Below are 12056 nucleotides of genomic sequence, written 5' to 3' on the forward strand. Positions count from 1 at the left end.
ACCTGAATTTCTATGTGGTATGACCATAATATAAGAGCGACTATATAGATTAGCTTTTAAGAAAATATTGGCAGTAAGCTACGTCTACCTACACCAAATCACTTTTCTATTTTTGCAATCATTAACCCACCAGCACCTTCGCTAAAGTACACCTTAATTGTATCACCAACGTTCACTTCTTCTAGATACGGTTTGTCTAGTTTATCAGGTTGAAATGAGAGAGAGGCATTGGATTTGTTTACTCCCATAACTGTATGAGTTGAAATAGACTCTACTGTGTATGTATCAATTTTTATGTAGTCTTGTTCGTCACGATCACTGTTAACTGTTGCACTACTGGCTTTATTAGTCGTATTTCCGAAATAGCTTGTTGCATTACTAGATAGGATAATAATAAGAAAACATATAAGACTACTAACTAGGCTTATTTTCTTTATCATTCTATTGATCTCCCTTCAATAATAGACTCATTCCTTTTATTCTTCCCATCTAGTAAAACAATAAACGTTCACTTTTTAATTCATGTACAGAAAAAAAGAAGCAGAAGTCTTGTTGACCTTCTGCTTTACTCTATTATGATCGTTCATTCTTTTGAAACATTTCAAGAAGCTTATTAAGAAATGACTTATTTGTATCCTGCTCTTGTAGGTCACTTGTGAAAAATTGATAATTATTTTTCCCTTGTTTTTTTGCATAATACATGGCTTTGTCTGCGTTAATAATGAGCTCATTTATGGAATTTGCATTATCAGGGAATTTAGAAATTCCAATACTCGGTGAGATTTTCACATGATGATCTAATAAGGTAAAGGGTTCCTTCATTTTATCTAATATTCGATTAGAAATGCTAGCAACCTCTTCCTTACTTGTTTCTTCAAATACGAGTATAAATTCATCTCCGCCAATTCTTGATATTAAATCTTCTTCGCGAACACTATCGTTTAATCTTATAGCCACTTCCTTTAATAAAAGGTCTCCTGCCTCATGCCCGTGTGTATCATTTACTTGTTTAAATCCATCAAGATCAATAAACATGATCGAAATGCTATGATTTTTACGCTTTGCACGTGATAGTGCTTTACGAAGATGACTGTTAAGCATTGTTCGATTTGGTAAGTCAGTTAATTCATCATAATAGGCCATCTGTTTATATTTTTGTTCTTTTTCTTTTCGATCGGTGATATCAATGACTAAGCAATAAGAGGAAGATTGTCCAGATGAAATAAGGCGAATTTCGGCCCAGCGTTGTTGATTTTCATTTTCATGTGCTAGACGGCAATCGAATGAGAAAGGATTCTTTGAATATGGAGGGTTCAACATATTCTGAAAATGAGTTTTATCACTAGGGTGAATCATCTCTTCAAGTTCATGTAAACGTTTCTTATCTTTTAAAGGAAAAATCTTAAGATCATAGAGCTGAATAGCTTTTTCTTGATCTGTAATTGTTTGTTTTAAGAGGTGAAGCTCTTCTTTTATTTTCTTATTTTGCTCACTACTCTTATTTAATTCTGCTTTAAATTTCGTTAGCCTCTGAAAATAAATCCACAACATCATTGACGTTAGCAATGGAATGATAGCGAGAAGAGATTTCAGTAGGGTAAAACATACTACTACATTTAATACTATGATAAGTATGATCATGAGTAGTTGTTGCGTCTTTGTTGTCATTTAGCTCACATCCATTCATTCTCATCATAACATAAGAAACATACAGGATTCGACATATTCTCCATTCGACTGGCTGGTGATTATTCTATTTTTTAGTTGTTTTTGACATTTCTTTTAATGTATCAATTAATACTTGTTGTTCCTCTTTTTCAATATCTAGTGTTAATCCATATAGAAATCCATCAAAATGCTTTTCCTTCCAAACAAGATGTCCATTTAGAACAAATTCTTGTTCTACATCTTCCTTCACATGTAGTGAAAAATGAAGCGATACGGCTATCTTGTCCTGCTTTGAATGTAATAAGTCTAATTTTGATTGAATGCGCATGCCTTTTAAGCTTAGATCAAGTATGTGAGCTTGTCCGTTACCACTCTCAACCTGTGACCCATTTACTTCTGTTAGTTTAAAAAGAACCGGGATTGGATCTCCAAAAACATAGCGAAATGCTTCTTGTCTTTTATATCTCATTCTTTACCCGCCTTTCATATGTAGAGGCCTATAGGTTTATTATAATCATGTCTACATGATTCTGCCATTCGAAATAAGTCGAAATTTGTAACTTGGTTTTATTTGTTATTAACGTGGGTATTAGATACAATAAATTAGTAGGAAAAAAGGTCTATTATTTACCTCGTTATGGTAATATATAATTATAAGCGCATAGAGAAAAGGGCAAATTCACTGAAAAGTGTTGACGCAAAACTATAGGGGCTAAGTTCAATTTGAATATGCCTGCCAGTTACCGGTAGTTAATGTTAGAGAAGACTAATCGGTTAGATTAGTCTTTTTCCGTTTTTTCTTCTAGTAATAGTGGAATAAACGAAGGGTCTAGCTGTACCGTGACAGTAAGGAGCTGAGAAATAGTGTCTAATCACCTCGTAAAATTTAATCGAATAAAAAGAAAGTTCTATTTATCCATTATTCCACTTATTATTCTCGTTCTAATTTTAAGTTTACTTCAATGGACAGAGTTAACTACCATGAATCGTTCATTATTTGTAAGCCTCACTCTTTTTTATAGTTTTACTTGGCTATTTTTATATAAGCAAATCTATTTAAAAATTGTTGAACTGACAAACTTGATTTTAATAAGCTGTGTGCACTTAACCATTACCTATTTGGTCGTTGCTATTAAAATGTCTGAGTCCCACGCAACTACTGTTGGTGAAGGTGCACTGTGGACTCCACTTATGTATATTTATATTTTTATCACACTCCCGAAAAGAAAGAGTTTATTCTTTTCATTTGGATTATGGACTTTAACGTTTTTAATTGGTATTTTTCATTTTCAACACCTTTCCAGTGAAGCGATTCTATCTATTATTCATTATCAAGTGGCCACATTTGTCTATATTTTATTTCTAGTATTTGCTCGTAATTTATTTAATATTTATTCAAAGACAGAGCTGCTGGAAAAGATGGCTTACCAAGATAGCTTAACGAAACTTAAGAATAGACGTGCTGTTTATAAGAAATTTGAAGAATTCAAAGTAATGACAAACAAAAGGGTTTCCGTTATCTTCTTTGACCTCGATTATTTTAAAGAGATAAATGATGAACACGGCCATTTAACTGGAGATTATGTACTCCAGGAAGTTGCCGTTATCATTCAAGAATGTATTAGACAGAACGATCTTTTTGCAAGGTGGGGGGGAGAGGAATTTATCATTGTTGCAGAAAATATCCCGCCAACTAGTGCCGTTCAACTAGCTGAACGGCTTCGAATTCGAATTGAAATGCACTCATTTAAGAATGTAGGCAGTGTAACGTCTAGCTTTGGAATTGCTCATTCAAATGGTGTTGATTCAATTGAAACACTTGTAGAAAAAGCTGATTTAGCTTTATACGAAGCAAAGAATGCGGGAAGGAATGCAGTTAAGGAATTTGACCCATCATTGTAACCGCTCACTTTGGAAGAAGATTGTCAGACCTATATAAAAAAGCGAAACAATCCAGGTTATTACATTAACCATAGGATTGTTTTTATTTTCGCCTTATTTTAAGAATACCTAAATTGACTATTTTTTGAGAAAAAAGTACTCTTGTACAGCATTTGACTTGGAATCTATGAACCTGTATATTGTGTTTAAGATTTTAAACATTTAAAAATAAGGGGGTATTTTATGTCTTCAGGATCTCCAATTGAACGTTTTAGAGCATGTATCCCCCTCTTTCAAGCATTAGGGGATGAATATCGTCAAGACATTATTTTATTGTTAGCAGAAAAGGAAAAGCTAACAGTAAATGAAATTACAGAGCATTCACCATTATCAAGACCAGCCATCTCTCACCATTTAAAAGTGTTACGTCAGGCGGATCTTGTGGTAATAGAACAGAAGGGGACACAACGCATTTATTCCCTTTCATTAGAACAATCAGTCGAGCAATTGAAAAAGCTACTAAAACTAGTAGAAGATGAATGTATTTAAAATGCTCATACCATTTTAGAGGGAGGCAAACAACCACATGACTATCTTTGAACAGCCCCTAGAAACAATCGAAAAACATGTGAGAGATCAAAAGGCTTATTTTAGAAGTAATCATACAAGGGCATTAGATTTCCGACTAGAAATGCTAGATAAACTTGCTGATTTAATTCGGACGAATGAAGAGAGGATTCTACAAGCACTTAAGAAAGATTTGAATAAATCGGAAAAGGAAGCGTATGTAACAGAAGTGGGGTTCTTATTAGAAGAAATTCGCTATACAAAGAAGCAGCTAGCTAAATGGATGAAGCCGAAAAAAGTAAAAACAGCCAAAACACATATAGGATCTAAAGGCTACACAATTAGTGAGCCCTATGGTGTAACCTTAATCATAGCTCCTTGGAATTACCCATTCCAGCTCCAGCTTGCACCGTTAATCGGAGCAATAGCAGGTGGAAATACAGCGATACTTAAGCCATCTGAATTAACGCCACATACATCTAACTTAATAACAAAGCTTATTTCTGATACGTTCGATCCCTCCTATATTTCAGTTTTAGAAGGTGGGGTTGATACTACTACTCATTTATTAGACCAGCCTTTTGATTATATCTTCTTTACAGGAAGTGTTCCTGTTGGAAAGATTGTCATGGAGGCAGCTTCAAAGAGATTAATACCGATTACATTAGAGCTCGGAGGTAAAAGTCCTTGTATCATAGATGAAACGGCAAATCTAGAATTAGCCGCTAAACGGATTGCTTTCGGTAAATTAATGAATGCAGGACAAACGTGTATTGCACCTGATTATGTGTACATTCACAAAAAGGTAAAGCATGCTTTTATTGATGAGTTTAAAAAGGTCATCTCAGATTTTTATGGAGAAAATCCTATTGAGAATGAAGAATTTGTTAAGATTGTCAACGAGAAGCATTTTGACCGGTTAGCTAGCTATTTACAAGATGGAGAAATCCTGCATGGTGGGCGTCTAAACCGTGAAAAGCAAAAAATGGAGCCAACCTTACTATTCCCATACAGTATGGAAACACCTGTCATGACGGATGAAATCTTTGGACCAATTTTTCCAATTTTAGAATATGAACATATCCAAGAAGTCATTAATTTTGTAACAAGTCGTCCAAAGCCACTCGCTTTGTATTTATTTACAACATCTCAAACAATTGAGGATCAGGTCCTTGAAACAATCTCATTTGGTGGTGGCTGTGTTAATGATACGTTAATGCATATTGCTACACCTCACCTACCATTTGGCGGTGTAGGAGAAAGCGGAATCGGTAGCTATCACGGTGAATCAAGCTTCCATGCCTTCACCCACACGAAAAGTATCTTAAAACAAACGAACCTATTCGATTTTAGCTTCCGCTATCCGAATGCAAAAAAAGGTTTAGCTACAATGAAAAAGCTTATGAAGTAAAGCTGACCGAGGATGTCTTATGAGGCATTCTCTTTTTTATCTTGATGGAAAAGGTCAGGAGAGTGCACACTGTATTCAATAAGGCTTTTTGGAGCTATCTGTTGAAAAGTCCATCCATTTTTCACTGATGATTTTATACAATCATTTGGTTACTTATGATAAATTTAAGACGTACTTATCAATTCAATCCTGTGTCAAAAAGCGTTTACGATGGATCGAAAAGAAATGAGGATGATTTGATGCAAAAAATTTTACCAGCCTTTTCTTCAATGAAACAATTTGAAAAGTTTTTAGACAGTGAGTATGAAATTGGTGTATTCCTTGAGACTCATATCTCACAGCTTACTCATATTTATCAGCTTTCTAAGCAATATAAAAAAAAGATTATTTATCATGTAGACTTAATACATGGGCTGAAAAATGATGACTATGCTACGGAGTATATTTGTCAGGAATATAAACCATATGGGCTCATTTCAACTAAATCAGCTGTGATTATGAAAGCCAAGCAAAAGGGTGTTGTCGCTATTCAACGAATGTTTCTAATTGATTCACATGCACTTGAGAGGAGCTACCGGTTAGTTGAAAAAACAAAGCCAGACTATATTGAAGTTCTCCCAGGTGCAATGCCTTGGATGATTAAAGAAGTGAAAGAAAGAACGAACACGAAAATTTTAGCAGGAGGATTAATTCGTTCTGCTAAGATGGTAGAGGAAGCACTAGATGCCGGAGCAGATGGCATCACAACCTCTAATAAAGAACTATGGAATTCTTTTAAAGAAAGTCATTAAGACGAGTCATTCTTCTTGAAGGAATCTTATGCCTTACATGGAGTCTTAGCCTTACATTTCAAGTTACAACATACAAACAAAATGTAGAAATAAAAACAAATCCTTTTAAAACAAAACATCTAGTGCTATAATGAACTCAAGTTAATATATTCGGTTGGAGACAAGGAGAGACCAAACTACATTATATTCGTTATAATGTTAGTTTTGGTCTCTTTTTTTTCGTTTCCTAAAAAATGGAGGCTTATAAAATGGGGAAATTCTCTAGTCTAAATAGAGCAGAACAGCTAAATAAATTAAGTTCAACAAACTTTGATATGCTAGTAATTGGTGGAGGAATTACAGGTGCAGGTATTGCTTTAGATGCATCTTTACGTGGAATGAAGGTTGCGGTTGTCGAAATGCAGGATTTCGCAGCTGGCACGTCAAGCCGATCAACGAAGCTTGTTCACGGTGGCTTACGATACTTAAAACAATTTCAAGTGGGTCTAGTTGCTGAAGTAGGAAAAGAACGTGAAATTGTGTATGAAAATGGTCCACACGTTACAACTCCAGAATGGATGCTTCTTCCAATGCACAAAGGAGGAACGTTCGGTCCACTATCTACTTCAATTGGTTTACGAGTGTATGATTTCTTGGCGGGGGTTAAAAGGTCCGAGAGAAGAAAAATGTTATCTGCGCAAGATACATTAGCAAAAGAGCCTCTTTTGAAAAAAGACAATTTAAAGGGTGGAGGCTACTATGTTGAGTATCGAACAGATGATGCAAGGTTAACAATTGAAGTCATGAAAGCGGCCGTTGATAATGGAGCAACCGTTATAAATTATACGAAAGCAGAAGAATTACTGTATGACGATCAAAAAAAGGTTGTTGGCGTTAAAGTGAAGGATTTAATTGCGAACAACGAATTTACAGTGTCGGCGAAAACCGTTATAAATGCGTCAGGTCCATGGGTTGATGAGGTACGAAATAAGGACTACTCTAAAAATAATAAGAAGCTTCGCCTGACAAAAGGTGTTCATTTAGTTATTGATCAATCAGTCTTCCCTTTACAGCAAGCTATCTACTTTGATACGCCTGATGGCAGAATGGTATTTGCAGTACCGAGAGATGGAAAAGCTTATGTAGGAACAACAGATACTTTTTATGATACAGATATTTCAAGTCCAAAAATGTTGGCAGAAGATCGAGATTATATTCTAAAGGCTATTCACTATATGTTCCCGAACGTAAAGGTTACAGAAAAAGATGTAGAATCAAGCTGGGCTGGTGTTCGTCCGCTTATCTATGAAGAAGGGAAGGATCCTTCTGAAATTTCTAGAAAAGATGAAATTTGGGAAGGAGATAGTGGACTGATTACCATTGCCGGTGGAAAGCTGACAGGTTATAGAAAAATGGCAGAATCTGTAGTTGATCTTGTTTCAAATCGCTTAACAGAGAAGGACTCAACAGTAACATATAAAAGCTCTATGACGAAGTCTTATCCAATTTCCGGAGGGAATGTTGGAGGTTCAAAAGGATATCCTTCGTTTCTATCTAAAAAAGAAAACGAAGCAAGTTCTTTTGGATTTACTACGGAAGAAGGACGCAAGCTTGCTGCAATGTATGGGTCGAATGTTGAGAAGCTTTTTGAATATGGTAAGCAATATGACAAAGAAGATAGCAAGCTTTCAAGAGTTGTATTTGCTCAGCTAATGTATTCAATTGAGAATGAAATGGTTTCTAAGCCTGTAGATTTCTTCATTAGACGCACAGGAGCTTTATTCTTTCATATTGATTTTGTGAGAGAGTGGAAAGAGGCTGTCATTGACGAGATGGCTGAGAAATTAAGCTGGACTCCTGAACAAAAACAAGAATATACTGGTCAATTAGAGAAAGAAATAGAAGATGCAGTCGTACCGGTTGATTTTAAAAAATAGGTTAAAAACGAAGAGGTAAGATAAGGAAAAGTTAGACGAGAGTGTCTAGCTTTTTTCTTATACAATCGATTGAGAAAACGATAGAATAAGGAAAACGTAAGAAAAAGGTTTCTAGGGGATTTAACGTTTTAATGAGAGATCTACCTTACTAAACTAAACTACAGAAAAGGTGGAGGAAAAAGATATGGAGAATACGACCTGGTTGACAATGTCTGATGGCCAAGAAATTTTTGTAAGGGAATGGGTAAAGAATGAAGGGGAGCCTATTGCTATTTTACAATTAGCCCATGGGATGGCCGAACATATTGAACGGTATGAGTTATTCGGACAGTTTTTACTTGAACATGGGATTTTTTTAATTGGGAATGATCACCGCGGACATGGGCAAACTGGTGAACGTATGAATGCAATAGGTTTTTTTGCAGAAGAAAATGGGTTTGAAAGAGTAACGGAGGATTTAAAAGAGGTTAATGAGTACATTCATAAGAAGTACCCTAACATTCCGATATATTTAATGGGGCATAGTATGGGTTCATTTCTGGTTAGACGATTTGTGCAGCGCTTTCAAAGTGGTGTTGACGGTGTTATTTTGTCAGGAACTGGTGGGAATCCTGGAATATCGGGTAAGCTAGCGAAAATACTAGCAAAATCTCAAATGAAAAAACGAGGGAAAAAAGCAGAAAGTCATCTCCTAAGCAAGCTTGTGTTTGGCTCCAATAATAAAAAGGTTAAAGGGGCAAAAACGGAGTATGACTGGTTGACTCGAGATGAAGCAGAAGTAGGGAAATATTGTAACGATCCATATTGTGGATTTGTTGGTACTTCCACCTTTTTCTATGATTTAATGCACGGCTTAGAATTAATTCATAAAGATTCCGAGGTGAAAAAGGGAAATAAGGATCTACCGTTTTATGTATTTAGTGGTGAGCATGATCCAATTGGTCATGATACAAAAGGAGTTATGCAAGTAGTCAACCAGTTGAAAGCGAATGGGATAAAGGATGTTACATACACTTTTTACCCAGAGGGTCGACATGAAATGCTAAATGAATTAAATAAAGACGAGGTTATGGAGGATATTTATCGTTGGTTAAGTGAAAAAATCATCAAATAAGTTGATCTTTAAGAATGAAAAAATTCAACATTTTTCATTCTTTTTTTATGATAATGTAGAGAGAAGACTAGGAATGTTGTACTATAGTGAGTAGTGGAGTATTTTTTACTAGGTATATTAAACTAGTTCAACTCAAAATAATATTAGTATAAATAACTTACCTAATATAGGTATAGGAGAAAATCACTTTGCTGTTGAGATGAATCTAAGTGCTTGAATGTATGGGACAGCCTATTAAGAGACTATAAATCATGCTCTTTTCTTAAACTTTGTTGCTATTCAATATAAATGTAAGAAAATATAGTCATTTTTCACAAGAAAGAAAGAAGCTAGTACCCGAATACAGCGAGAAAAAACCCTGTACATTAGTTGGAAATCCGGCACTTGGGATTTTCACTAAAAACAATCTATGCGATAACAGCCATAAATAAAGAATAGATTTAATCCTAAAGGGTGGAGGGTCATAATGACAACTACTATTTCAGATAATTTCCACATACTCCAAAGCGGAGTAGTTCATGCTCTAGAGCAAGTAGTACCATTACAACAAAAAGATGTAAAAATGAATCCTATCTCATCTGAAATTTCCATTCAATATGGAGTACTTGTAGGAGTTACAGGAGCTATGAAAGGAAAAATCCTCTATAAAGGAGATCTCTCCCTATTTCGTGCTTTAGGAGAAATGATGTTCGGAATGGCTCTTGAAGGGGATATGCTAAAGTCCTTCACTGGTGAGCTTGGAAACATGATTTCTGGGGGCTTATGCACGTATGTATCAACTAAAGACATAGTAATTGATATAACTGCTCCAACAATTATGGATGGTAATTCCTCGATCTCAGGTTTTAAAGAAGCCTATCAGCTTTCCATTTTATTTGATAACCAAGAAAAGCTATACGTTGCTATTTTAATAGATTAAAGATAATAGTGTAGGAATTGACCCTTAGAAACGCGAATCTTTACCGCTTTAGCGAAGTGGGGGCCAGGCACCTACACTAAGAAGGAAAGGGGCCGTAGAGATGGCAAGAATATTAATTACAGATGATGCTGCATTTATGAGAATGCAACTAAAAGATATAATCAGCAAGGCTGGGCATGAAGTGGTTGGAGAAGCTGAGAATGGGGAAGTAGCGATTGAAAAATACAAAGAGTTAATGCCAGATATTGTGACAATGGATATTACTATGCCAGTAATGGATGGTGTTCAAGCTGTTAGAGGCATTAAAGCAGTAGATCCGAATGCGACGGTTATTATGTGTTCTGCAATGGGACAACAACAAATGGTCGTAGAAGCGATTCAAGCAGGTGCAAAGGATTTCTTAGTGAAACCATTCTCACCTGAACGTATTGTGGAAGCACTAGATAAGCTATCCTCGTAATCGTGAATAAGCTGGGTTAAAATGGGGCTGGGAGATAAGGACTTCAGTCATTAGTAAACCCGAGCAATTAGGTGATATTTTAATCAATATCTTACCTTTCGCTCGGGTTTTTTTGCTTTTGTTTGCATACTATTGTTCAATGCTAGTTAATTGAGTGTAGGTAGAGGAAAGGCTGAGACCTCAAAGCCGGATACGCGGAGTAAGCCTCCTGACTGAATCCTTACTGTTCACCGTAAGTCTACCTATCAAGATATAGCCTGTTTTTTTATTTATTTTTCTGAGATCTTCTGGTCACTTGAACAGTTAAAGCAGCACTAACAAAGATAACACTAATCAGTAAAATGAATGAATCAGAAGGAATGTGAGAGTAACTAAGACTTAACCAAAGAACACAACTTAACGTGTTTACTCCAAACAAAGTCCCCAAAATAGCTTCTTTAATTTTTTTATAGGTTCTGTTACCTGTTAAATTCTTTATATAGAAGAAACAGATGATACCAATACATAAAACGAGAAGAATAGAGTTAATGAAAGGTAATGTAGTCAGTTCTTTCCATGGCATATCAATAAAGACTATATTTGTGAAATAAATCAGATTAATACTAAAAACTAAGAGAAGGATGGAAAGAAATCCCATCCATTCACCTATGAAAATGAAAGCAGAAAGGGACTATTACCCCCATTTAATAGATACATGTAAGAATGAGACGGTTACAGAATAATTGGTTTCTACCCAATTTCCAGCTAATAAGTACCTAGTGTCCACTAATTGTAGTTAAGGATAAGGATTTATATGTAAATTTTAACGAGGCTGGGACAGAAGTGCCTGGCACCTTATCGTAACGACTATATGTACGCACTGATTTATCTAGTGCACACAATAGATTGTATCGGAGGGTGCCTGGCTCTTTGTTTTGTCCCAGCCTCTATTAATAAAGAAGCAAAATTGGTTTAAGAAGTCTTATGTATGTGGTGAATATTAGTTAAAAACTACGACCACTTGTCATAAAACATCATTTTTATCCTATGAATGATTCCTCTTCACCTTATCATTTTTTTCATCTAGCCCAGGTAGTATTTGTCATTTAAATGATTAGGCACAAAGTGTGAGAAAGTAGATTTTACCTATACAAAAATAAAGAAAGCAAGACAAATAGAACCCTAACATAATAGCGGAATAATTATTCTTCTATAGGAACTAATTCATAGTAATCACTTGAAAGCTCTTCCAACAAACAGAAAAATAACTAGAATTGAATGCTTTTCTATGGTAGAGTTGAACTTGTCCCTAAAAAAGGGGAGAAATTCAAGGTGTTTTGTTACTTATGA

The 12056-nt window shown here is 35.4% G+C and carries 11 protein-coding genes and 1 riboswitch; of the genes, 8 read left to right on the forward strand and 3 right to left on the reverse strand.

From position 1 onward, the window contains the following. Positions 1–98: 98 nt before the first annotated feature. From A9C19_RS02510 to A9C19_RS02520, 3 genes are all read right to left on the reverse strand, one after another. Positions 99–440 (reverse strand): hypothetical protein, encoded by a 342-nt coding sequence (locus A9C19_RS02510; RefSeq protein WP_072578498.1) that lies wholly within the window; start codon positions 438–440, stop codon positions 99–101. Between the two features lie 133 nt (positions 441–573). Then, positions 574–1668, reverse strand: coding sequence for a GGDEF domain-containing protein (locus tag A9C19_RS02515; protein WP_072578499.1), 1095 nt, complete (start codon positions 1666–1668; stop codon positions 574–576). An 85-nt stretch (positions 1669–1753) separates the two neighbouring features. Further along, positions 1754–2137, reverse strand: coding sequence for a PilZ domain-containing protein (locus A9C19_RS02520; RefSeq protein ID WP_072578500.1), 384 nt, complete (start codon positions 2135–2137; stop codon positions 1754–1756). 193 nt (positions 2138–2330) lie between these two features. Next, positions 2331–2416: riboswitch (cyclic di-GMP riboswitch) on the forward strand. A gap of 116 nt (positions 2417–2532) precedes the next feature. Here A9C19_RS02520 and A9C19_RS02525 point away from each other — a divergent pair. The 8 genes from A9C19_RS02525 (at position 2533) to A9C19_RS02560 (ending at position 10727) form a co-directional block, all read left to right on the forward strand. Next, positions 2533–3570, forward strand: a complete 1038-nt coding sequence (locus tag A9C19_RS02525; protein WP_072578501.1) for a GGDEF domain-containing protein — start codon at positions 2533–2535, stop codon at positions 3568–3570. Positions 3571–3792: 222 nt separating this feature from the next. Then, a complete protein-coding gene (locus A9C19_RS02530) occupies positions 3793–4098 on the forward strand; it encodes an ArsR/SmtB family transcription factor (RefSeq protein WP_072578502.1) in 306 nt (101 codons plus the stop codon). A gap of 37 nt (positions 4099–4135) precedes the next feature. After that, the gene (locus tag A9C19_RS02535) at positions 4136–5527 is read left to right on the forward strand and encodes an aldehyde dehydrogenase (protein ID WP_072578503.1); all 1392 of its coding nucleotides are present in this window, start codon (positions 4136–4138) and stop codon (positions 5525–5527) included. A 239-nt stretch (positions 5528–5766) separates the two neighbouring features. Next, a complete protein-coding gene (locus tag A9C19_RS02540; RefSeq protein ID WP_072578504.1) occupies positions 5767–6318 on the forward strand; it encodes a glycerol-3-phosphate responsive antiterminator in 552 nt (183 codons plus the stop codon). A 248-nt stretch (positions 6319–6566) separates the two neighbouring features. Continuing rightward, positions 6567–8234, forward strand: a complete 1668-nt coding sequence (locus A9C19_RS02545; protein ID WP_072578505.1) for a glycerol-3-phosphate dehydrogenase/oxidase — start codon at positions 6567–6569, stop codon at positions 8232–8234. A gap of 184 nt (positions 8235–8418) precedes the next feature. Further along, on the forward strand, positions 8419–9348 hold the full coding sequence (locus tag A9C19_RS02550; RefSeq protein WP_072578506.1) for an alpha/beta fold hydrolase: 930 nt from the start codon (positions 8419–8421) through the stop codon (positions 9346–9348). 466 nt (positions 9349–9814) lie between these two features. Further along, complete coding sequence (locus tag A9C19_RS02555) at positions 9815–10267, forward strand: chemotaxis protein CheX (RefSeq protein ID WP_072578507.1); 453 nt, start codon at positions 9815–9817, stop codon at positions 10265–10267. A 100-nt stretch (positions 10268–10367) separates the two neighbouring features. Next, positions 10368–10727, forward strand: coding sequence for a response regulator (locus tag A9C19_RS02560; RefSeq protein WP_072578508.1), 360 nt, complete (start codon positions 10368–10370; stop codon positions 10725–10727). The last annotated feature ends 1329 nt before the right edge of the window (positions 10728–12056 follow it).

Source organism: Bacillus weihaiensis (assembly GCF_001889165.1).
GTDB lineage: Bacteria > Bacillota > Bacilli > Bacillales > Bacillaceae > Metabacillus > Metabacillus weihaiensis.

What these genes read in the sequence shown, in the direction of transcription:
- A9C19_RS02540 (WP_072578504.1), top strand. Translation starts at nt 5,767, where the DNA reads ATGCAAAAAATTTTACCAGCCTTTTCTTCAATGAAACAATTTGAAAAG.
- A9C19_RS02560 (WP_072578508.1), top strand. Translation starts at nt 10,368, where the DNA reads ATGGCAAGAATATTAATTACAGATGATGCTGCATTTATGAGAATGCAA.
- A9C19_RS02550 (WP_072578506.1), top strand. Translation starts at nt 8,419, where the DNA reads ATGGAGAATACGACCTGGTTGACAATGTCTGATGGCCAAGAAATTTTT.
- A9C19_RS02510 (WP_072578498.1), bottom strand. Translation starts at nt 440, where the DNA reads ATGATAAAGAAAATAAGCCTAGTTAGTAGTCTTATATGTTTTCTTATT.
- A9C19_RS02530 (WP_072578502.1), top strand. Translation starts at nt 3,793, where the DNA reads ATGTCTTCAGGATCTCCAATTGAACGTTTTAGAGCATGTATCCCCCTC.
- A9C19_RS02555 (WP_072578507.1), top strand. Translation starts at nt 9,815, where the DNA reads ATGACAACTACTATTTCAGATAATTTCCACATACTCCAAAGCGGAGTA.
- A9C19_RS02535 (WP_072578503.1), top strand. Translation starts at nt 4,136, where the DNA reads ATGACTATCTTTGAACAGCCCCTAGAAACAATCGAAAAACATGTGAGA.
- A9C19_RS02515 (WP_072578499.1), bottom strand. Translation starts at nt 1,668, where the DNA reads ATGACAACAAAGACGCAACAACTACTCATGATCATACTTATCATAGTA.
- A9C19_RS02520 (WP_072578500.1), bottom strand. Translation starts at nt 2,137, where the DNA reads ATGAGATATAAAAGACAAGAAGCATTTCGCTATGTTTTTGGAGATCCA.
- A9C19_RS02545 (WP_072578505.1), top strand. Translation starts at nt 6,567, where the DNA reads ATGGGGAAATTCTCTAGTCTAAATAGAGCAGAACAGCTAAATAAATTA.